The sequence below is a fragment of the Pedobacter sp. AC212 genome (genome assembly GCF_979258625.1).
The window spans coordinates 3,498,860-3,522,347 of sequence record NZ_OZ409870.1 but is presented as its reverse complement, the minus strand read 5'-3'; the positions used below and the strand labels follow the sequence as shown (position 1 = coordinate 3,522,347).

12 protein-coding genes are annotated in these 23,488 nt (G+C 38.0%); 10 read left to right on the top strand and 2 right to left on the bottom strand.

Annotated elements, in window-relative coordinates; genetic code table 11:
* The first annotated feature begins 159 nt into the window (after positions 1 to 159).
* The 5 genes from ACZZZC_RS15055 (at position 160) to ACZZZC_RS15035 (ending at position 9,924) form a co-directional block, all read left to right on the top strand.
* Complete coding sequence (locus tag ACZZZC_RS15055; RefSeq protein WP_463487522.1) at positions 160 to 3,510, top strand: SusC/RagA family TonB-linked outer membrane protein; 3,351 nt, start codon at positions 160 to 162, stop codon at positions 3,508 to 3,510.
* An 11-nt stretch (positions 3,511 to 3,521) separates the two neighbouring features.
* A complete protein-coding gene (locus ACZZZC_RS15050) occupies positions 3,522 to 4,928 on the top strand; it encodes a RagB/SusD family nutrient uptake outer membrane protein (protein WP_463487521.1) in 1,407 nt (468 codons plus the stop codon).
* Positions 4,929 to 4,936: 8 nt separating this feature from the next.
* On the top strand, positions 4,937 to 7,507 hold the full coding sequence (locus tag ACZZZC_RS15045; RefSeq protein WP_463487520.1) for a zinc-dependent metalloprotease: 2,571 nt from the start codon (positions 4,937 to 4,939) through the stop codon (positions 7,505 to 7,507).
* A 4-nt stretch (positions 7,508 to 7,511) separates the two neighbouring features.
* Positions 7,512 to 8,591, top strand: a complete 1,080-nt coding sequence (locus tag ACZZZC_RS15040; protein WP_463487519.1) for a redoxin domain-containing protein — start codon at positions 7,512 to 7,514, stop codon at positions 8,589 to 8,591.
* A 91-nt stretch (positions 8,592 to 8,682) separates the two neighbouring features.
* The gene (locus ACZZZC_RS15035; RefSeq protein ID WP_463487518.1) at positions 8,683 to 9,924 is read left to right on the top strand and encodes an amidohydrolase family protein; all 1,242 of its coding nucleotides are present in this window, start codon (positions 8,683 to 8,685) and stop codon (positions 9,922 to 9,924) included.
* A gap of 432 nt (positions 9,925 to 10,356) precedes the next feature.
* On the opposite strand, the gene ACZZZC_RS15030 is transcribed toward ACZZZC_RS15035, so the two are convergent.
* Positions 10,357 to 10,524 (bottom strand): hypothetical protein, encoded by a 168-nt coding sequence (locus tag ACZZZC_RS15030; protein WP_463487517.1) that lies wholly within the window; start codon positions 10,522 to 10,524, stop codon positions 10,357 to 10,359.
* 1,001 nt (positions 10,525 to 11,525) lie between these two features.
* On the opposite strand from ACZZZC_RS15030, the gene ACZZZC_RS15025 reads away from it, so the two are divergent.
* The 3 genes from ACZZZC_RS15025 (at position 11,526) to ACZZZC_RS15015 (ending at position 14,584) form a co-directional block, all read left to right on the top strand.
* A complete protein-coding gene (locus ACZZZC_RS15025) occupies positions 11,526 to 12,944 on the top strand; it encodes an aldehyde dehydrogenase family protein (RefSeq protein ID WP_463487516.1) in 1,419 nt (472 codons plus the stop codon).
* A 59-nt stretch (positions 12,945 to 13,003) separates the two neighbouring features.
* Positions 13,004 to 13,813: a helix-turn-helix transcriptional regulator gene (locus ACZZZC_RS15020; RefSeq protein ID WP_463482788.1), complete on the top strand. Its 810-nt coding sequence runs from the start codon at positions 13,004 to 13,006 to the stop codon at positions 13,811 to 13,813.
* Positions 13,814 to 13,957: 144 nt separating this feature from the next.
* Complete coding sequence (locus ACZZZC_RS15015; RefSeq protein ID WP_463482787.1) at positions 13,958 to 14,584, top strand: pyridoxamine 5'-phosphate oxidase family protein; 627 nt, start codon at positions 13,958 to 13,960, stop codon at positions 14,582 to 14,584.
* Positions 14,585 to 15,346: 762 nt separating this feature from the next.
* Here the strand turns inward: ACZZZC_RS15015 and ACZZZC_RS15010 are convergent.
* A complete protein-coding gene (locus ACZZZC_RS15010; protein WP_463482786.1) occupies positions 15,347 to 15,814 on the bottom strand; it encodes a nuclear transport factor 2 family protein in 468 nt (155 codons plus the stop codon).
* A gap of 355 nt (positions 15,815 to 16,169) precedes the next feature.
* Between ACZZZC_RS15010 and ACZZZC_RS15005 the strand changes: the two genes are divergently transcribed.
* Positions 16,170 to 20,525: a hybrid sensor histidine kinase/response regulator transcription factor gene (locus ACZZZC_RS15005; protein WP_463487515.1), complete on the top strand. Its 4,356-nt coding sequence runs from the start codon at positions 16,170 to 16,172 to the stop codon at positions 20,523 to 20,525.
* A gap of 144 nt (positions 20,526 to 20,669) precedes the next feature.
* Positions 20,670 to 23,168, top strand: a complete 2,499-nt coding sequence (locus ACZZZC_RS15000) for a glycoside hydrolase family 95 protein (RefSeq protein WP_463487514.1) — start codon at positions 20,670 to 20,672, stop codon at positions 23,166 to 23,168.
* Positions 23,169 to 23,488 lie beyond the last annotated feature (320 nt).

Sequence of the window (23,488 nt, the reverse complement as noted above, 5' to 3'; positions counted from 1 at the left end):
TGTGAAGATTTAGAAGCCTAATACTTTACTACTAAAACCAAACAAATGTACAAAAAATTGTTCAAAAGGCCAGCCTGTGCCCTAAACTTTGGGCTGGTTAAACAAGAGACAAGTAAGCGTCTCTTTGAAGCTGCTGCACTCCCCATTTTAACTAGGATTATGAAATTTTCTCTACTACAAATTTTGGGTATAGCCATTGCTGTTCAGTTTAGCTGGTCATCATCAGTTAATGCACAGCTAACTGAAAAAAGATTATCCATTGAGTTTTCTGACCAAAAACTTGAAAACGTATTAAAAACTATTGCGCAAAGAGCCAAATTCAGATTGGTTTATAATAATCAGATCAAAAAAAATGTTGGCGCTATCAGCGGTAGCTATAATAATATCAAACTGAAAGATCTTTTAGATCAGATTTTGAATGTGAACAATCTTACCTATGAAGTGATTAATGATCAATTTATAGTTGTTAAAACCCAAACAGAGAAAGAAGTTGAATCCGTTAAACAACCTCAAATTTTAGCAGAAGACTTCGCTGGCAAACGCGATGGCTTCGTGGTAAATGGTAAGGTGGTTGATGAAAAAGATGAACCATTGGTCGGCGTATCTATCCGTGTAAAAAACGGTAGTCAGGCTGTTTCAACTAATGCTAAAGGTAACTTTGCTATTGGCGTAGCAGGCCCAAACACGGTTATTGAATTTAGTTATATTGGTTACAGCACACAGAATATTACGGTAAACTCTGCGGCAAACCTAACGGTGAAAATGAAGCTTGATCCCGCTAGATTAGACGAGGTGGTAATTATCGGTTATGGTACAACAACCCGTAGAACCACCACAGGATCTCAATCTGGAATTACTGCCAAAGAAATAGAAAAGCAGCCCGTAACCAATCTTCTGCAAACACTTCAGGCCAGAATGCCAGGTGTATCTGTTGTGCAAACCAACGGTTTACCAGGAGCGGGCATGAATGTTCAGATTCGTGGAGCAAATTCAATTGGTAAAGCCAACAGACCACTTTATATTGTGGATGGGGTACCATTTTTGTCAGAACAGATTAACCTGGCTGCATCGTCATCAGGAAACACAGGATTGCCATCAGCAGAAGGCCAGACCAGTCCGTTAAATATCATTAATCCAGCTGATATTGAGAGTATTGAAGTACTAAAAGATGCAGATGCAACTGCGATTTATGGCTCAAGGGCTGCTAATGGTGTTGTTTTAATCACTACAAAAAGAGGTAAATCGGGTAAAACCAAATTTGGTGTAAATGCGTCATCTGGCGCTTCTGTAGTTCCTCGTTTTTTAGAAATGTTAGGCGTAGATCAATATCTTGCATTACGCAGAAAAGGTTTTGCTAATGTAACCACAAATCCCGCTGCACCATCAACAACTACTGCTCCTGATTTATTGGTATGGGATCAAACCGCAAATACGGATTGGTTGAGAGAAATTTTGGGCGGAACTGCCAGAACAAATGACATTAGCGCTAATGTTTCGGGTGGAGATAATCGAACCAATTTTTACATCAGCGGAACTTATCATAAAGAAGGAAATGTGTTTCCCGGTGATCAATCCTATCAGCGTGGTGGTTTTAATGTAAATCTCAATCATAGCTCACTCGATCAAAAGTTCAATTTGGGTTTTTCTGCTATTTACTCTACCGATAAGAATGATATATCGACAACAGATTTGGCAACATTTGCGTATAATTTGCCACCAAATTATCCGCTTTACAAAGCAGACGGAAGTTTATATTGGGTATCAGGTTTAAATAATCCACTTGGTTTTTTATACCAAACCAATGATAACAGAAGCAGTAATTTATCATCAAACTTAAGCCTAAAATACAACATTTTAGATGGCTTGGATATCAAATCATCATTTGGTTATAGTAAAACTGATATGAAACAAACGACCATCAGGCCGTTAAGTTCTTTAAATACTGCGTTCTCAGTTCCTACTTCTGGTTCAGCATCTTATGCTTATACTTACACCAATACTTATATTGTTGAGCCTCAAATTACCTACAATCATAAGGTTTGGAAAGGCTCGCTAAACGTTTTGGCAGGTGGAACATATCAATATAGGCAATCAGAACAGCCTTATTATTCAAGCGCAACAGGATTTCCATCAGATGATTTTTTAAGGAACATATCTTCGGCAACTACTATTTCAACAGCTGCTTCATCGAAAGAATTCAAGTATGCTTCACTTTTTGGACGTGTGAATTACAATATTGAAAATAAGTACATTGTGAATGCGAATTTCAGAAGAGATGGTTCATCACGATTTGGCCCAAATAAAAAGTTCGGCAATTTCGGTTCAATAGGCGCCGCCTGGATTTTCACCGAAGAAGCTTTCCTAAAAGAAAAAACAAACTGGTTTAGCTTTGGTAAACTTCGTGGAAGTTACGGAACTGTTGGTAGCGATGATATTGGCGACTATGCTTATCTGGCTACATATTCTACCTCTACCGCAGTTTATAATGGAAATTCAAGCCTAAACCCTTCTCGTATTGCCAATGATGATTATCAGTGGGAAACTACCAAAAAACTGGAAGTTGCCTTAGAATTGGGTTTCTTTAAAGATAGATTATCATTGGTTGCTTCTTATTATAGAAACAGAAGTGGAAATCAATTGATCACCTATCCACTAAGTCCTCAAGCGGGTTTTACAGGTTATCAAAGTAACCTTGCTGCAAATGTGCAAAATTCGGGTTTAGAAGTAAGTTTAATCAGTACAAATATTAAGAGCAAGGATTTTACCTGGACATCGTCGTTCAACATCAGTAAGAATGAGAACAAGTTATTATCATTTCCGGGTATTGAAAAAACATCATATTATACCAGCTATTTAGTTGGTAAACCGATCAGTTTTATTGCTGGTTACCAGTTTTTAGGTATTGATCCGGCTACTAATTTACCAGCATTTGCAGATCTAAACGGAACGGGTGGAACCGCTTCTCCTACTACAGGATTATCAGAAATTGGAAGGGGAGATCGATATTATATCGGAACGACTTATCCAAAATTCTTTGGGGGATTAACCAACTCAATTACTTATAAAAACTTCAATTTTGATTTTACCTTTCAATTTGTGAAACAGCAGGGTAGAAGTTTGGCTAATGCATCTTTCTATCCTCCTGGATATATGTATAATGCGGCAGCTAGTGTAGTTAATGATTATCTGGCCTTAGGATCTCAGGATTATTTGGTAACTGCCGGAACTGGCGGTTTGAATGGTAGAGCTGCCTATTTTGGTTATAGCAACTGGACAGGATCTGATGCTAACGTAGTTGATGCTTCTTTCATCAGACTTAAAAACGTAAGCCTATCTTATAACTTGCCTGCAAAATGGTTATCGAAATTGCATGCAGAAAATATAAGGGTATTTACACATGCGCAGAATTTATGGACCATAACTGGCTATAAAGGTTTCGATCCAGAATCACAAGGGGTAGCTACTCCGCCACTGCGTACAATTGTTGCAGGTTTACAATTCACTTTTTAAACATTTCAATCATGACAAAATCATATCAAAAAATATTGCTTTGTAGCATGGCTTTAGCCACATTGGTTTTTTCTGCATGTGAAAAAACAGTGGAGATTGATCCACCTTTGAATGAGATTACAACCTCTGTTGTCTTTTCTTCTGATAAAATGGCTGCGAATGCTTTGGCTGGCCTTTACACTGGCCTGGCATCAACATCCACACAAACTACATTTTTACCTGTGTACAGTTCGATTCAAGCTGATGACTTGCTATATATAGGCGTAAACCCAACATATCGTGAACTTTTTGATAATTCATATACTACAGTAAGCTCGGCTCAGGGATCTATTTTTTCAGATTGGTATGCCATTATATATAGAGCAAACGCAATTATTGAAGGATTGCAAAAGTATCCTGGAACAACAGATCCTGTAAAAAAACAATTCACTGCCGAGGCGAAAGTAATCAGGGCTTATTGTTATTTCAATTTGGTTAATACATTTGGGGGCATTCCGTTGGTTTTAACTACTGATGTAGGTGTGAGTGCCATGTTGCCTAAGGAAACAGTGGCAAATGTTTATGCCCAAATCACTGCTGATTTAACCGAAGCTAAAGCCAATCTTTTGGCTGATTATTCTGCTTCATCGAATACCAGATTGGGGGTAAACAAATTTGTTGCGGCTTCTTTACTGGCCAGAGTGAATTTATTTACTGAGAACTATGCGGCTGCGGAAAGTAACGCTTCAGAGGTAATTGCTTCCAGTTTATATGCCATGATTCCATCTGCAAATATCGCTACCGGAGTATGGACGAAAAATAACACCGAAAGCATCTGGCAAATGTCATCACCATTGGCGGTAACTAACCAATACACGGTTGAAGCCGGTACATTTTTACCATTTACAGGTAGTGATCCACAATTTGAGATTCGTCCTGCTTTCTTAAATCTTTTCACCAGCACTGATCTTCGTCGTCAGCGTTGGATGACCAACTACACTGTTGCCGGAGTGGTTAAAGCTGTGCCTTACAAATATAAGTACACCACGCAGGCATTGGCTGCAGCCGCGGGAGTAATTGAATCGCCTACGGTATTGCGTTTAGCTGAACAATATTTAATCAGAGCAGAAGCAAGAACGAGAATTGGAACTAACCTAAGTGGTGCTTTAAGCGATTTAAACGTCATCCGTTCGAGGGCACAAACTGCAGTGAGTACAACTACTGCACAAGCAACTTTACTAGATGAGATTTTAATGGAAGCCAGAAAGGAGTTCTTCTGCGAACAGGCACACCGTTGGTACAATTTAAAAAGAACCGGGCAGGCTGATGCTGTTCTTGGTGCCTTGAAAACCAGCTACAGACCGGCTGCTAAATTACTTCCATTACCTAATAATGCCATAGATGCCAACCCTAACTTAATCCAAAATCCGGGTTACTAAACAGAAACATGAAAAATAACATATTCAACCTTAACGCTGGGCCTAAAAGCCTGGTGTTAGCTACCGCTTTGCTTATCACAACGGCAAGCTCTTGTAGCATTTTTAACAACAACAAAAAGAAAGCAGCTGCTGCAAAAGCGGCTTCGGCAGCATTAGCGGCCAAACCAAAAGCCGATAGTACAAAGACGGCGATAAAACCTTATGCTGAAATTATTACAGCGAAAGCAGTAACCCAAAAAGGTTTATTTACTGTTCATAAACTGAATGACAAATACTTTTTTGAAATCCCTAATCAGCTTTTGAAGAAAGAAATCCTGGCGGTTAACCGCCTGAGTAAATCTACTCCTGGTGCAGGTAATTATGGGGGAGAGGAAGTTGCATCGAAAATTATTTATTGGGAATTAGGTCCAAATAATAAATTGTTTTTAAAGGTTTCGGCCACAGTGAGTATTGCCGATTCAACCGATATGATTTCGAAAGCAGTAGCAAGTTCAAATCTCAACCCTATTTTAGCTGCTTTTCCAATCAAGGCGAAAAGTAAGGATTCTTCAGGTGTAGTTATTGATGTTACTGATTTTTTAATCAGTGAATCGCCATTGTTGGCCTTTAATGGCGATAATAAAAAGGCTTATGGTCTCGGAATGCAGGCTGCCGATCGCTCCTACATCGAAAGTGTAAAAAGCTTCCCTATGAATACAGAGGTAAGGAGCATTAGAACATACACTGCAACTGGTGTTAAACTTCCGGCTGTAAGTGAAGCCGGTGCAGTAACCCTGGGCATGAATACTTCATTTATTAAACTTCCTGAAAATCCTTTAAGAAAACGTTTATACGATCCTAGGGTTGGCTTCTTCGCCAGCGCAAATGTTAGATACAACGATAATCAGCAAAAGGTAGAACAAGAAGCATTTATTCACCGCTGGAGACTAGAGCCAAAAGTGGAAGATTTAGAAAAATTCAGAAAAGGAGAACTGGTTGAGCCACTAAAGCAGATTGTTTATTACATCGATCCGGCAACCCCGAAAAAATGGAGACCATTTTTAATTGCAGGTGTTAACGATTGGCAAAAGGCTTTTGAACAGGCTGGTTTTAAAAATGCGATTTTAGCTAAAGAATGGCCAGAGGCAGATACAACCATGAGTTTGGATGATGCCCGTTTTTCGGTAATTCGTTATTTTGCATCCCCTCAGCAAAATGCTTATGGACCAAATATTGCTGATCCAAGAACTGGAGAAATTTTAGAAAGCCACATTGGCTGGTATCATAATGTGATGAACCTGGTTCATCGTTGGTACATGATTCAGGCTGGTGCTATCGATCCCCGAGCACGTAAGAATAAATTTGATGATGAGTTGATGGGGCAGTTAATTCGCTTCGTTTCATCACATGAAATTGGTCACACTTTAGGTTTAAGGCATAATATGGGGGCAAGTAGCACTGTTCCGGTTGAAAAACTTCGTGATAAAGCGTGGGTTGAAGCACATGGTCACACACCTTCTATTATGGATTATGCCCGTTTTAATTATGTAGCACAGCCCGGAGATAATATTACCGCGGCAGGTATTTACCCAAGAATTAATGACTATGATAAATGGGCGATTCAGTGGGGGTATAAACCCATTCTTGATCAGCCGAGTGCTGAAGCAGAAGCTAAAATATTAAACAAAATAACAATTGATAGTTTAGCCAGCAACAAACGTTTATGGTTTGGTGGTGAAGGTAGAGATCACGATCCTCGATCGCAATCTGAAGATTTGGGCGATGATGCAATCAAAGCAAGTTTATATGGTATCAAAAACCTTAAGAGAATTGTTCCGCAGTTAATCAACTGGACAAAAGAGGATGGAAAAGGTTATGGCAATTTAGATGAGATGTATAAAGAAGCCGTTGGACAATATAGCCGCTACGCATTTCATGTTTTGAAATATTTAGGTGGTGTAATGGTTACTGAGAAAAGTACTGACCAGCCAGGAGCCGTTTATCAGGCTGTAAGCTTAGCTAAACAAAAAGAAGCTATAAAATTTTACAATGATCAGGTATTTAATACTCCGAAATGGCTAGCCAACAAAGAAATTTTAAATAAAATCGATCCCGGTTTTAGTTTTAATGCCGTTCAAGCTGTACAACAAGGTGTAGTTGCATCTGTGACTTCGCAATCACGACTTTATAGAATGATGGTGAATCAAAGGGATAATGGTAAGGGTGCATATTCACCAAAAGAATGGTTGAATGATTTAAAGAATGGAATTTTTAGTGAGTTAAAAACAGGTAAATCAACGGATGAATATCGCCGGGCATTACAAAAAATGTATGTTGGCAGTATCATCACCATGTACAATAAACGTTTTGCGTTACAGGGATCTACTGATAATATTTTGGCATCCGTAACCCCAACTGATGTGTTATTGTATTCAAATGTTAAAGCTTTGGCCTTTGCGCACCTTAAAGATTTACGTAGAGATATTGGAAGAGGTGCAGTTACGGCAAAAGATCAGGATACCAAAATTCACTTTCAATATTTAAAACATATGTTAGATAAAATTGTAAATGAAAGTCCGATTCCAGGTTTAAATTATTAACATAATGAATAAAGTCAAGTTATTAGGGATTGTACTTTTAATCTTAAGTTTTATGGCTGACTTACATGCACAATCTACTGTGCGTGTATCAGCTAATATCGGTGGATTGAAGAGTGGGAAGGTAATATTTTCCTATGAATTGGATGATATTGTTAGTCAAGATTCTGCTTTCGCGAACTCAGATGTTTTTTCAAAAGATATTCTGCTTAACGAGTCGGTGCGGTGTACTTTAACCAACTCGGTAAATAATCAAATGCGAATATTTTTAATGGAAAAAGGAAGCTCATTAAATATCACTGGAGATATCTCTAAATTTTTCGAATTAAAGATTACCGGTTCTAAAGAAAATGATGTTTTAGATGAACTTAAAACCTCATTATATGCAATTCCCGGAAAAAGACCTGAAGCAACAGGTAACGAAGAAAAAGATAAAGAAGCCAGAAGAAAATTTGCAAACAAGCAAAAAAAATCAAGAGATAGTGTATTTAGCAAATTTGTAAAAGCAAACCCTACGCAAGTAGCTACGGCAATTGCAATTTTTGATCAATATGTAACTTATCCAAATCGGGATAAGGCCTTAGAGAATTATAATCTGTTATCGGCAGAAACAAAAAACTCATCTTATGGTAAGCGGATCAAAACTTTTACAGAGGCTAATTTTAATACCAGTTTAGGTTCAAATGCCATCGATTTTTCGCTTGCCGATGCAGATGGGAAATTGTTTAGCTTAAAGGATTTTAAGAGTAAATATATTTTTCTTGATTTTTGGGCCAGTTGGTGCGGTCCCTGCCGATTAGAAAATCCAAATCTGATCAAAGCTTACAACCGATATGATTCTAAAGGTTTTACAATTGTTGGTTTATCAATGGATAGTTCAAAGGAGAATTGGTTAAAGGCAGTTAAAGACGATGGGTTAATCTGGAAGCAGTTAAACGATCCAAAATCTACCAATGGAAAAACTGCAGACCGGTATGGAGTTAAAAGTTTACCTGCAAACTTTTTAATTGATACGAATGGCAAAATTGTAGCCCGAAACTTAAGAGGTGCTGCGCTCGAAGAAAAGCTTGAAGAACTTTTAAAATAAGTGTTAAAAAAATTGATTAATAGTTAATGATAACAAGCGCAGTTGGTGGATGCCGCTGCGTTTTTTCATTTAAACCTGATTTATAATTACTATGAAAAAGACGTTACTAATATTAAGTTATCTCATTTCTACACTGTTATTTGTAAAAGCAAATGAAGCCCGTTTAGAAGCAGATACTATCCTTGTTTTAAAGAATGCAAGCGTTATCGACGTTTCAACCGGTAGAATTCAAGAGGAAAGATCTATCATTATAAAAAACGGAAAAATTTTTAAAATTGGCCGCATTCCGAAAAAAATGAAAAATGCTAAAACTTTGGACTTGACTGGTCAGTTTATTATTCCAGGACTGATTGATACCCATATTCATGTTACTTCACCGCACAAAAATTCAATAGAAAAAACCTTTGATCATCTTGAATATTACTTAAAACATGGCATCACAAGCGCTAGAGATGCAGGCGGGGATGGCGGCGCTCTTTTACAGGCACAAACTCAAATCCGTAAAGGAAACCGGATTGGGACTGATGTTTTTTTCTCTTCTTTTATGGCGGGAGATTGGTATTATAATCGCGGCCAAAACATCAGGACTGATCCTTATTCACCTTGGGAGCAACGTTTAATGCCTGGCGATGATTTAGATAAAGCGATGAATGAAGCAAAAGCGTGTGGTGCAACTGGCGTGAAATTATACCATTCTTTCGATAAGGATTTTTTGGCCAAAGTAACTTCAGCTGCAAAAAGACATGGTTTAAAAGTTTGGGGGCACACCATGTTATATCCAGCCAAACCTATTGAAGTGGTTATTGGGGGTATTGAAGTACTTTCTCACGTTTCAATGCTGGAAACGATGCGCACAGATTCCCTATTTTACCGAAGATCAACACCGTTGGCTTATAAAGACAGCATTATTGCAGGCATTGATATAATTCCATTTTGTAAATCAATGAAGAAACACAATGCTATTTTGGATGCGACTTTATGTGTGTCTGAAGCAAAAGATCCTTGGGTATTTGCTTTATTGAGAAGAGTTCATGAACAGGGAGTTAAAATTTCGACAGGAACCGATCAAATTGTTGATTTGAATAGAGCGTACCCACGCCTCATCGATGAATTGAATTATTTTGTGAATAAATGTGGGTTTACACCTGCCGAAGCATTGTATTCAGCCACGCAAATAGCTGCAGAAGTTATCGGTCAGGAAAAAAACCGAGGCAGTATTGAAGTAGGGAAAAGAGCTGATTTATTGATTTTGAAGAAAAATCCGCTGATAGATATTACCAGCTTAAAAAACATCGAAATGGTGATTCAACGCGGTAAACATATTGATAAATAGTATGTGCAGGTAATTGCCTTTTCGTCTTAAAAAATTTCTAAAAAAAGATAAAAGTCAAAGATGCCAGGAAACAAACAGTATCTTCAAATTGCCAATAAGGTGCAAGTTTTGTATCAACGGCTCAAAAATAAAAACCAGAATTTTGAAAATTTGAATTAAGAAGAACTTGGCAAGAATTACTATCAATGAGATTGTCAAGTTTTCCGGTTTAAAGTTGCCCACTTAAGGCATTTCTTCAATAATGTAGCTCGGTAAATTCTGTTTTATTTTATAAATCCTTTAGCTTTTCAATCATCCACTATGGGTTCAATAAGCATTAAAATGCTTTTAGATATTGAAAGTAGTCCCAATTATTGGTACTAAAGTGAGCAATAATCAAAGTGCTTTGAATATGGCTTTAAGGATAATAACAAACTTTAATTAGTTCAGACTTTAATCGGTAATATTTATTATCCATTTCTGGAATGCCACTTTTCTTGATTTTCGCTTGGCTCTAATTTCCTTCTTCTTATCTACAACTTCGGGAATTAGCTTTTCTCTTTCCTTTCGCAATTTCATCAACATAGCCGGCTCCGCGTCTATTTCGGCGATTCTCTTCAAATCAGCAATGAATTTATTACTAATTCGAACCCTTGTCGACCCCCAGTGGGACGAGGTCTTTTCACAAGATTTTCGTCCCATTTTTTTTGTCATTAATCATCTGTTTTTCAGTTCAGTGTATACTTTTATTGAGATTTTTTTGGTGTTCGACATATTATTCACTTTTTCGGTGATTTAAATACAAAAATCTTTAATTACATATATAATTTAGTTTTAAATGCCTTAAAACAGGTGTTCGAGTACCATTAGGACAATGGCTGGATAAACCAGAGTACGTTGACCCCGCCTCACCAGAATATATTTGCTGTAAAGTTTTGCTTGTCTGTATTTTAGAGAATTGGCGAAAAGGGGTTAAATGAATTGGTTCATGCACGCAAGTGGCAAAATCTCAATATAAAAAAGATTGTTTTGAGGGATTGGAACCTTCTAAATTCCTGGAGTTTTCACCCTTTAACCTTTTACTAAAGGTTATGAAGGTTAAATTCTACTATGACGTACTCGCCACTGCACTCGAGGAGATCTAAGAAAGAGGCTTTATACTCGATTTCAATCTCGAAACGAATAGCTTCTTCAAAAATAAAAATAACTTCAATATAGAAGATTTCGGATTGTAGATATTTATAATAACGAAGGCGATACTGGCCCTGTAGGTGAAGTATCACTATATGCGATTGAATCAATGCAGGGTAATTGAGGTTTTTTCTTGCCAGTTATGGCGCTTCAACCGATGAGTATTCTACCAAAGTACTCCATTTACTTAAAGAGGTAAGGTAGTTTTATTTCTAAAATTTACATTAAAAACAATACCTGCATCGCATGTTGAAGAACCTTTAGGTCATTCAACTTTCCAAATTGAAATTGCGGTCTAATTGGTTTATAACCAGGGATATTTAATAAATTTAAAATATTTGTCTTGAGCTTTTAAGACAAGTTGGTTTGAGCTTATGGGGCAAATTAAAAGGATTTGGGTTCATTAATTTTGCATCAGAAAAAAAAATAAGATGAAAACAATTGATAAAATCTACATTGACGGCAAATTTGTTTCTCCGATAGGTCAGCAAAGCCTGGAACTTTTTAATCCTGAAGATGGTACAAAGGCCTCGGAGGTTAAGTTGGCGAATGGGCAGGATGTTGATCTTGCAGTTGCTGCAGCGAAAAAAGCATTTAAAACTTTTTCAAAAACCACTATAAAAGAGCGTGGGGAGATGTTGGAGAGGTTAGCACAGGCAATTATGGATCGTAAGGATGATCTTAATGCTGTTGCAGTAAGTGAATATGGCTCACCCATCAGCGCAACTAAAGGCCGCACACATTACGCAGCCCAAATTTTTCTTGATACGAAAGATGCTATGGATGGTTTTGAATTTTCAAAGACACTTGAGCATGCAACAATTATCCTCCAACCATTAGGCGTGATCGCAGCGATAACGCCATGGAATGCAGATTATACCCATATTTGTGGCAAACTTGCGCCTGCAATTGCAACTGGGTGCACTATTGTAATTAAACCTAGTGAAATCAGCGCAGAACAAACACAAATTTTAACAGAATGTTTTCACTCAGCGGGCATTCCTGACGGCGTCATAAATATTTTAAATGGCACTGGTAATGTAGTTGGTGCCGCCCTCACAGCACACCCCGATGTTGAAGTAATAACATTTACTGGCTCAACCAATGTTGGTAAAATCATTTACCGCGGAGCAGCAGATACAATGAAACGGGTAGTTCTGGAACTTGGCGGAAAATCGCCGAATGTAATTTTGGAAGATGCTGACCTCGAAACGGCTATTCCCAGAGCGCTATATATCGCTTTCACTAATAGTGGACAGGCTTGTCATGCAGGAACACGTCTGATTATTCCCTCATCCAAATATTCTGAGATTAAAAACTTACTTATCAAGTCGGCGCTGGATTTTAAAATCGGTGATCTCCATTCTCATGACAGCCTTATTGGCCCATTGGTTAGTGCGAAACAGTATGAAACAGTTCAGCAATATATTCAATCTGGGATAGACGATGGGGCAGAAATTTTAGTCGGAGGTCTTGGACATCCGGATGGCCTGCAAGGATACTACACTAAGCCCACTATTTTTGCAGGGGTTAAGCCAGGTATGAAAATTGAACGTGAAGAGATTTTCGGTCCTGTACTCTCTGTCATTGAATATGATACAATTGAACAGGCCATTGAGATCGCTAATGATACCATTTATGGCTTGTCGGGATACGTTAGCGGTAAGGATCCTGAAACACTTAAGTACGTGGCTAGCGAGATTCTTTCGGGCAGGGTGCTTATCAATACTGTGGTTAACAAAGAAAGCAGATCACCATTCGGAGGATTTAAACAATCTGGAATTGGAAGGACATCCTGGGTTTATGGAATTGAAGAATACGTAGAGCCAAAAGTAATTACAAAATTTTAATTATCTTCCCGCTGGTACTTATAAGCACCAGCGGGTTTTGTTTCTTAAATGTATTTTTTATGCTGGCATCAAGGCAAATCAACATTTCGACTAATTACTATGAACCTTTTTCCGGTGAACAGTATACACAGGAACTTTTATTCAGCTATCAGATTTCGGGGAAGCTGATGGTGGACGATGATGGCCATGTACAGGAATTTTTAGCTGGTAGCTTTCGGCTGGTCAGAAAGAACAGGCTTTTAAAATACTGTAAACAGCCTTCCAAAACCAGTCCGTATATATCCCTGAGTGTCGCTTTTAGAACCGAAATGCTAAGATCCTTTGCGGATGCCCATGGTTATCATCCACGTTATCGTATACGTAGTCCATCAGTTATCAAGTTGAAGAAACATCCCTTGTATGAAGCACATGCGAAATCTTTGCAGGCGTTTAATGAGGTTGATGAGATTGCGAACGCGGAATTAATACAGATAAAGATAAAAGAAACGCTACTTATCCTGCTTAAAGAGCAGCCGGAACTTCAGGATGTCATTTTCGACTTTTCGGAGCCCGTCAAAACAGATATTTCCCGATTTATGCAGGAAAATTTCAGATATAATCTTCCCTTATCGCGTTTTGCTTATTTGAGTGGGAGAAGTTTGGCAGCTTATAAAAGGGATTTTGAAAAAGTTTTCCAGACATCTCCTGGAAAGTGGTTGCTGGACCGCCGGTTGGAGGAGGCAGACAGGATTTTAAAAACAACAAATAAAAAATCCGCGGAAATATACTTGAGCCTGGGTTTTGAAGATTTATCCCATTTTTCAAGAGCCTTCAAAAATAAGTATGGTATACCGCCTTCAAAGGTTCTAATAAACAAAACTAGTTCTTGATTCACTGTTCAAAAGCAATGCTGGACTTTTGGAATTAAAGAGATATTGAGGAAAAAGAATCAAACACCAAAAGCGTAAGTGAATGATAATAATAACTATAACCTCAAATTTAATTTTATTATTTGTAAGACAAACCAGAACTAAATGAACTATCAGGACATTGCTTTTACCGAAGAGGTGAAAATATTACAGGAAAAATTTGGTAGTCGGGCAGGCTATGCTCGGATGGCCCAATTTAGAGACACTGAAGGCCTCACTGAAGAAGAGATAGGTTTTATCGCTCAACAGGATTATTTTTATTTGTCAACCATCAGCAAAAGCGGCTACCCTTATATCCAGTTCAGGGGAGGCCCGAAAGGCTTTTTAAAAGTTCTTGATCCTTCAACCCTAGGTTTTATTGATTTTGAAGGAAATAAACAATATATATCTACGGGAAATATTAGCACCAATAACAAGGCAGCTTTATTTTTTCTGGATCAGGCTGCGAGGGCAAGATTAAAAATGTTCGCCGAGGTCGAAATAGTCGCTTTGTCCAATCGTCCGGATCTTTTTGAAAAACTCAGCCTGGAGGATTATAAGTATAAGCCCATGCGCATTATGCTTTTTAAGATTCAAGGCTATGACTGGAATTGTCCCCAGCACATAACTCCAAGATATACCCAAAAGGAAGTTCAGGAAGCTTTTCAAGACCAGATGGAGGAAGCAAAAAGACTTAAGGAGGAAAACGAAAAATTGAAAAAACAGATCTTTGAACTCACCAAATTACGATAAGCAACTGGCTTGTCGCAAAGTTTGAGTATAGTCTGATACAGATTTGCAATACACTCTATAAAGTTTGTGTTTACATCCTATTTGAACATACCAATAAATTTGTCACCCTCTCGCCAATTTACAAACATGAAGATAGCCAAAAACTTGCAACAAATATTTTGGTGAGATCAATCTACTCAGGCTTATCCACAATGACCGTTAAAAGGCTTTCAAATATTGAAAATACTCCCGATGATCGGTACTAAAGTGAGCAATGCTCATAATACTTTAATATGGCCTTAAGGATAATAACAAACTTTAAAAAGTTCAGACTTTAATCGATAATATTTATTATCCATTTCTGAAGTGCCACTTTTCTTGATTTTCGCTTAGCTCTGATTTTTGTTTTCTTGTCTACAACCTTAGGAATTAATTTTTCTCTTTCCTTTCGTAATTTCATCAACCTACCGAGCTCATTGTACCCTGTCATCTTCGCGTCTAGTTCTGCGATTCTCTTCAAATCATCAATGAATTTGTTGCTACCACGGACTGCCGCCAACCTCAAAGTTTTGAAAGCAGTTCTGAAAAGAACTGCTTTTTTTTGCTCTAAAATTTTCTCTCAGTCAAACTCATTTTAGAGTATTCTACTCAATTCCGATCATTCAAATGCATATATACATGGCTTTGAAATTCACTACCTTGTATTGCGTTTTTTACTAAAGATGGACTTAAGCAATTACACTAACCTGACGCCTCCTTCTTAAAATTTCCTTTCGGCGATTACTATAATTTGCCAGTAGCATCTACGGGAAACAGATTTTCATCTACCTGGGTACCCTGGCCGGCTACTCTGCACCATTTGCCTTGCTTTTTATGATAAACTTCCAGCCGTCTAACCTTAATATCTACATCTTTGCCTTCAATTCCAAGCCTAACTTGGATGAGTACATTCACAACTGCCATCGTTCCTTCGTAAATCCTAATGATTTCTTGTCCAGGAATGGGCGTGACATATCTAAAGACAACTTTTTCTTTTTTCTGTGCTTCTATCCATTGCTGGCGGGTGAAAGAAATATCGCCTTTTGGCCCAACTGCAATAAAATCATCACAATCGATTACTGTACCGGGTTTCTGGCTGCGCAGCAATTGTTTTATTTCTAACCGCTCTTTCGGATAACTGGTTGTATCTACCTGCGCCTGCGCAATAAGGGTCAGCAGGAAAAGTATAGCCGTGCTAAAGATTGTTTTCATTGTAGGGATTTTTTTAAATTTGAGATATCAATATTTATTTAAAAATAAACATCTTTTTTCGATATTAATATACTTACAATTAGTAAGTTAACTCAATAATGGAAATTAAATGTCATGCCAGTTATTATTCCTCTTTTTCAGGATGCTTACTCTCATGGATACAAGAAAAGACTTAATTATAAATTAGCACTTCAATTAAATCTGTAAATAGGCTTAAAGGGATTGAGCAGCTGAGGCTAATTTAAAACGAAACTAAAATTGATTGTTTTGAATTATTCACTACATTTAACCGTAGTCCATTAGGTTTTTCGGTACTACAGATTTACCAAATAAAGTACAGTTTCCTAAACCGGATATGAGCCGCTTAACCTTTCTCTTTTCTTTTTTGTTTCTTCTCTCATGCATTCAGGTAAACGCCCAACTGACTTTCAAAAGTGATTTTTATTCCACAGAAAATGGCCTTTCTCATGATGCGGTGACGAACATCATGAAAGATCGTGAAGGTTTCATTTGGGTAGGCACCTGGAATGGAATTAACCGTTTTGATGGCCATCATTTCAGATCATTCAAATCTTTTCCGGGAGATCTTTCGCGGTTAAAAAACGATAGGATTGATCAAATTGTAGAAGATTTTGGAACAAATTTGTGGATTAAAGCTTATGATAATCAGATCTACCGCTTCGATAAAGTTAAAGAACAATTTAACCTGTTCAGCCTTAAACATGGCAAAAAGGTGCTTTTTAATAGGATAAAGGTTGGCAGTGGCGGCGAAATATTTTTAATTACCAAAAATGATGGTTTAGTTGTCATCCCAGATCCGAAATTCCACGAAAAATATGAACATTTCTCTACGAGTTCCTCCTCTTCAGTAAGATTTCCATCTAACGTTGTCAATTTTGTTCAGGAGGATGCTCAAAAGAAAATTTGGATCTCTACTAACAAAGGTCTTATCTGTTTAATCAAGCGGAACAAAGGTTTTGTGCAGTTAAAACTTAATGCCAGCATTTTTAGTGGCGAGGATTTTGCATCCTCTGCAGAAAGTAAATCCAGCCTTTATTTCGGATCAGCCACCGGTAATCTACTCGTGGTAAATAAATCAAATCTGTCAGCAACTATAAACCGGATATCCAAAGGCAAAATTAATAGCATTTTAGCGTCGAAGTTTAGTGAAAATATTTATGCTTCAACTTCAGTTGGAGAACTGATTACCGTAACCGCTAATCCATTTAATGTTGTTCGAACAAGCCAGGCAGGCGAGAAATTGGCTTGGATGTTCGAAGATAAAACAGGCTTAATCTGGATTGAACCTGAAAATAATGGCGTAATCTCCTATAATCCAAAAACAAATAGTTTCAATAAAATAACAGCAACAAGTGATGATGGCTATACTTATAACGGAACGTACTTTAGGGCCTTTGAAGATAATAAGGGAAGGGTTTGGGTGAGTATGAAAAATGCCGGATTAGGTTATCTGGAAGGCGATAAAACCAAATTTCAAATATTTAATAGCGGTAAAAATCCATCATTCGATAATCTGCCAAATGCCGTTACAGCTTTATTTTATGAAGGTGACGGCGTAATCTGGTTTAGCAGTGTAGATCGAGGTGTAAATAAAGTAGTGCTCCAGGAGGGGTATTTTAAACAAAAATTTCCTACAGAAAAAACGATACAAAGATCGGATAATGATGTGCGTGGTATTTTGGTAGACCGTAAAAACCGCCTTTGGCTTGGGCAGAAAAGTAGGAACATTTATGTGCTAAAGGATGGAAAGCAAGTCCCTATTAAATTTGTTGATCACGAAAAGAATGCTTTAGGTGCGGTATACTGCATTTTAGAAGATAGTAAAAACAATATTTGGTTGGGTACAAAGGCAAATGGTTTATATCTGGCTAAGCCCTTGAATGCAGAAAGGACCAGTTATTCACTCACTCATTTCAAAAAAAATCAATCACAGCCCTATTCCGTAAATAGCAATGAAATCTATTCTCTCCTGGAAGACAAATTTGGAAAAATTTGGATCGGTACTTTCGATGAAGGTTTAAATGTAGCCATTGTTAATGGGGGTAATACTAAGTTCTTGCATAAGCAAAACGGTTTAAAAGGCTACCCGCACGAAGGTTTTCAAAAGATTAGAACCTTAGCATCAGATGGAGCCGGAAATATATGGATTGGAACTACAAGTGGCTTAGTGGTTAAGGATGCGGGTTCTGCTGGTGCTCCAGGTTTGCGATTTGCGAACTATGCTAAAATGCCTGGTGTAAAAAATAGCCTTGGAAATAATGATATCCAATTTATTTTCCGAGACCGTAAGAATAGCATGTGGTTAAGTACCTCTGGTGGTGGTCTGGATAAGGCATTCGTACAGAATCCTTTTAAAAAAGTGAGTTTTAAAAACTATACTACCCAGCAAGGGCTTCCGAATGATTACGTACTAAGCAGTACGGAGGATCGCCACGGCTATATCTGGGCCGCTACGCAAAACGGACTATCAAAATTTGATCCTGTAAAAGAAGAGTTTACCAATTATGGTACTTATAACGGCTTACCTAAAGTCACTTTCTCTGAGTCGGCAAGCCAGCGTTTTGCTGATCAATCAATTGTGTTTGGAACCAATCGCGGTTATATTCATTTCCATCCGGATAGTATTGTGAATAAGAAAAGTGCTGCAAAAATGGTGTTCACTAATTTGCAGGTAAACAATGTCGATCAATTTCCAGATTCGAATGGCTTAATCAACGCCGATATTAATTATTTGAATAAGCTGGAGCTAAATTATGATCAAAATATTTTAAGCATTGATTACGCCGTGCTGGATTCGAAGAAAGGAGCTAAGCAATTATATGCTTATCGTTTACGGGGCTTTGAACAAAATTGGAATATTAATAGAGAAAGGCGAAGAGCCACCTACACCAATTTGCCTCCAGGTAAATATGTATTTGAGGTAAAAAGCCTGGATAACGAAAGTTTCATCCATCTCCCATACAAACAGTTGGCCGTTACCATTTTACCTCCACCTTGGAAAACATGGTGGGCTTACTTCATTTATATTTTAATTGCCTTAGGGCTTATAGAGGGAGCGAGGAGAATAATCTCAACCATGATCAATCTTCGAAACAAAATTACCGTTGAGCGGAAGATGGCGGAATTAAAAAGCAACTTTTTTAATAATATATCTCATGAGCTGCGCACCCCGCTCACGCTGATTTTGAATCCCATTGAAGAAATTGGAAAAAACGAAGCTTTAAGTCCTCAGGGATATGATCAGATTGAAATTGTAAAAAAGAACTCTAACAGAATGATACGTTTTATCAATCAGCTTTTGGATTTCAGAAAGCTGGAAAGTGGTAAGGCGAAGCTGCAAATCGCTCATTTCGATTTAAGTATGCTGGTTAAAGAGGTATTGACTTATTTTCGCGAAACTGCATTGCAACGCAATATTAGCCTAAGCCTTATACCAAGTGATTTAGCCTTTAATATCTGGGGTGATAAGGACAAATTAGAGATTGTAATTTATAACCTGCTTTCCAATGCTTTTAAATTTAGTGCTGATCATTCAAATATTGAGGTGAAAATTGATAGTGACCCCTCAATGAAGTATGTTAATCTCTCAGTTGAGGATCAGGGCGTTGGTGTTCCGGCAAATCAACTCAAAGAAATATTCAACCTTTATTACCAGGTCGATCATCAGAATGATATGAATCAAAAAGGTTCGGGCATTGGTTTGGCGCTTTCAAAAGAAATAATTGAACTGCATGGAGGACAGATTTATGCACATCAAAACGAAGATCGAGGCCTGACCGTAAAAGTGGCTTTGCTAACTGATAAATCTCATTTTGTTGGAGAAAATATAGAATTTATAGAAAGCCAACAGGTTGCTGTGCCAGTTAAACCGGCCCCGAAAGGGGAGGGGAAAACCCCGGTACTTAGTGATGATTTACAACCCAAAGCGAAGCTGCTACTGGTGGAGGACAATGATGATTTAAGAAACTTCCTGACTACCCAACTTAATCGGTTTTATGAGGTGGAGACGGCTGGAGATGGCGCCGAGGGTCTGCAAAAGGCCCAGAAATTAATACCCGATTTAATTTTAAGTGATGTGATGATGCCGGTAATGAGCGGTATCGATATGCTTGACCAATTAAAAAATGATATTTCGACCAGTCACATCCCTGTGGTATTGTTATCTGCAAAATTTTCAATTGAAGACCAGATTAAAGGCTTGCAATATGGAGCTGATTATTATATCACCAAGCCTTTTAATAACGAGTTTTTAATGGCCGCTATTGCTGGTTTAATAAAGCAACGAAAAAGGATTTTTACCGAGTTGGTAGAAAACAAACATTTGCCGCCGCTTGAACCTTCGGATATTGTGATTACGGACAAAGATAAGCTGTTTATGGAAAAGGTAATTGAAATAGTGGAGCAGAACATGGAAAACACTGATTTCAACATCGATTCTGTTGCAGAAGCCATTGGCATGGGGCGTTCTACCTTTTACCGGAAATTTAAAAGTTTGACAGATTTCGCCCCGGTAGAATTTGTGCGCCACATGCGTTTGCAGAGAGCAAAACAATTCCTTGATGGCGGAGAAAAAAGTATATCGGTAATTGCCTATACCGTGGGCTTTACCAATGCCAAATACTTCAGCACTTGCTTTAAGGAGAAATACAAACTGTCTCCTTCAGAATATTTGAAATCAATAGGTGAGTAATTGATTTTGCCTAATACTTAAACCCCTTTGCACATTTTTTAAACCCCTTTTTATCCTTCTGATGATATTTTTGCCTCATTACTAACCAATATAAGACTGTTGAATGTGTTCAGTATTCATCAATCTGCAACGGATAAGAAAGATATGAGAAGCATAAAAACCAGCATTGACCCTAGCAAAATTATTTTCGGCCTATTCCTCCTGTTAGCCTTTACGGTCAGCTCCTTTAATGCAGTTGCACAGCAGCTCCTTAAATTGCACTATGATAAACCGGCTCAAAATTGGAACGAAGCACTACCGCTCGGCAATGGCCGGTTGGGTTTAATGGCCTTTGGAAATCCTGAAAGGGAACATTTACAGTTGAACGAGGAAACCGTTTGGGCAGGTGAACCTGGAAATAATGTGCCAGTGAATACCTCGAGCCAGATAAATGAAATCAGGAATTTACTTTTCCAGGGTAAAAACCAACAAGCTCAAGCCCTTTCCAATCAAACCTTTCCCCGCCAGGCGCCCGCTGATCTCAATTACGGTATGCCTTATCAAACCGTAGGAGATTTGTGGATCACTTTTCCAGGTCACCAAAACTATAGCAATTACTATCGCGATTTGGATATCAGCAATGCTACATCAACAGTAAGCTATCAGGTAGACCATACCACATTTACAAGGAAAGTGTTCGCGTCTCTTACTGATGATGTCATTGTGATGAAAATTACTGCCGACAAGCCTAATAGCATCAATTTCACATTAGGCTTATCCAGTACCCAAAAAGATCACCAGATTAAAAATGACGGAAGTTATCTTCAGCTCTCGGGCAATAGTGGCAGTGTAGATAATAAAAAGGGAAAAATTAAATTCGAGGCATTAGTGGCCCCTGTTGTACAAGGTGGATTGGTAAATAAAACTGATTCATCGATAACGGTGAGCAAAGCTAATTCGGTAATCTTTTACATCTCCATTGCTACAAACTTTAAAAACTATAAAGATTTGACTGCTGAGCCATTGGTAAAAGCAAAATTAATTTTAAATAAAGCCATTGCTAAAAAATACGACGAGGCTCTTGCCACACATCAGAAGAAATACCAGTCATTTTTTAATCGCGTAACATTAGAATTGGGAGATTCCGAGCAATCTAAAAAAACAACTGATGTTCGGGTGAGGGAATTTGCCGATCATAAAGATCCACAGCTTGTGGCACTTTATTTTCAATTCGGGCGATACCTTTTAATTTCAAGTTCACAACCCGGCGGTCAGCCAGCAAATCTTCAAGGAATTTGGAATGATAAAAATTCGCCTCCCTGGGATAGCAAATATACCGTTAACATCAATACGGAAATGAATTATTGGCCTGCTGAGATTACCAACTTATTTGAAATGCATGAGCCATTATTTTCCATGCTAAAAGATCTGTCCACTACTGGCAAGGAAAGCGCATCTCAAATGTATCATGCAAGGGGTTGGAACATGCACCACAATACCGATTTGTGGCGAATTACCGGTATTGTTGACGGTGGTTTCTATGGCATGTGGCCAATGGGTGGCGCATGGCTTACACAACATTTGTGGCAACACTATCTTTTTACCGGCGATGACAAATTCTTAAGAGAAAACTATCCAATTTTAAAGGGTGCGGCCATGTTTTATCTGGATGTATTAAAGGAAGAGCCCAAAACCAAATGGCTGGTAATGGCACCTTCGATGTCGCCAGAAAATACTTATGAAAAAAACGTAGGCGTTGCTGCCGGAACCACTATGGATAACCAGCTTATTTTCGATACGTTTAACAACCTGATTAATGCAGCGAAAATCTTAAAAACCGACGGATCGTTCTCTGATTCTGTATCGACCGCATTAGCTAAAATGCCACCTATGCAAATCGGTAAATATAATCAATTGCAAGAGTGGTTACAGGATTTAGATAGGCCCGATGATAAACATCGACACATTTCTCATCTTTATGGCTTGTATCCTTCTGGACAGATTTCCCCGTTTCGGAATCCTGAATTACTGGAAGCTGCCAAGAATTCTCTGATTTACCGTGGAGATAAATCAACAGGATGGTCTATGGGATGGAAGGTGAATTGGTGGGCCCGAATGCTGGATGGAAATAAAGCTTACAAGCTAATTTCTGACCAATTAACTCCAGCCCCGATGGAAACCAAAGGCCAGTCTGGAGGTACTTATCCAAATCTTTTGGATGCACACCCACCGTTTCAAATTGATGGCAATTTTGGCTGTACTGCAGGTATCGCCGAAATGTTGCTACAGAGTTATGATGGCAATATTTACGTGTTGCCAGCTTTACCGGATGCCTTGGCTAGTGGGAAAATAACAGGGCTTAAAGCTCGGGGTGGCTTCGAGGTTGATATGGAGTGGAAAGATGGCAAATTGAAGAAGCTCATTGTTCAATCAACCATCGGCGGAAACTGCCGGTTAAGACTTTCAGATCAGGTAAGTTTAAATGGAAATGCAAAGCTTGTAAAATCAAAAGGAGAGAATACGAATAAGTTTTATCAGGTAAATAAAATCAAAAGTCCGATGTTATCTACAGAAGCAAAATTAAAAGGCATAGCAATTCCGAAAACTAACCTGTTCGATTTTGATACCGTGGCTGGCAAGAAATATATTTTTAATGCTCGCTAATCCGAATTAAACTTCAAAAAATTTGGTTTTAAGAGTAATAGAATGGATTTGCACAGAAAACAGACTATTTTGGTCAATTTTTTTACCCCATTTTTTGTAGCTCAATTTAAATTTGTTTATCAAAAATGGAGTAAGGCTTCGCCCTTGTCACATTTTATTGCTAACCAAATTTTCAAATTGTTAATCGTTTAAGAGAATCTTCTTAAGTAATAAATTCACAAGTCAACTTATTTTTTTACAACATCAGATTTATAACCAATTTTAGATTCTACTTATGCAACCGTTTGCATTGAAATCATTATCAAAATAAAAACCCGGGT

What these genes read in the sequence shown, in the direction of transcription:
- ACZZZC_RS15045 (WP_463487520.1), top strand. Translation starts at nt 4,937, where the DNA reads ATGAAAAATAACATATTCAACCTTAACGCTGGGCCTAAAAGCCTGGTG.
- ACZZZC_RS15015 (WP_463482787.1), top strand. Translation starts at nt 13,958, where the DNA reads ATGAACTATCAGGACATTGCTTTTACCGAAGAGGTGAAAATATTACAG.
- ACZZZC_RS15050 (WP_463487521.1), top strand. Translation starts at nt 3,522, where the DNA reads ATGACAAAATCATATCAAAAAATATTGCTTTGTAGCATGGCTTTAGCC.
- ACZZZC_RS15040 (WP_463487519.1), top strand. Translation starts at nt 7,512, where the DNA reads ATGAATAAAGTCAAGTTATTAGGGATTGTACTTTTAATCTTAAGTTTT.
- ACZZZC_RS15000 (WP_463487514.1), top strand. Translation starts at nt 20,670, where the DNA reads ATGAGAAGCATAAAAACCAGCATTGACCCTAGCAAAATTATTTTCGGC.
- ACZZZC_RS15020 (WP_463482788.1), top strand. Translation starts at nt 13,004, where the DNA reads ATGCTGGCATCAAGGCAAATCAACATTTCGACTAATTACTATGAACCT.
- ACZZZC_RS15055 (WP_463487522.1), top strand. Translation starts at nt 160, where the DNA reads ATGAAATTTTCTCTACTACAAATTTTGGGTATAGCCATTGCTGTTCAG.
- ACZZZC_RS15035 (WP_463487518.1), top strand. Translation starts at nt 8,683, where the DNA reads ATGAAAAAGACGTTACTAATATTAAGTTATCTCATTTCTACACTGTTA.
- ACZZZC_RS15025 (WP_463487516.1), top strand. Translation starts at nt 11,526, where the DNA reads ATGAAAACAATTGATAAAATCTACATTGACGGCAAATTTGTTTCTCCG.
- ACZZZC_RS15010 (WP_463482786.1), bottom strand. Translation starts at nt 15,814, where the DNA reads ATGAAAACAATCTTTAGCACGGCTATACTTTTCCTGCTGACCCTTATT.
- ACZZZC_RS15005 (WP_463487515.1), top strand. Translation starts at nt 16,170, where the DNA reads ATGAGCCGCTTAACCTTTCTCTTTTCTTTTTTGTTTCTTCTCTCATGC.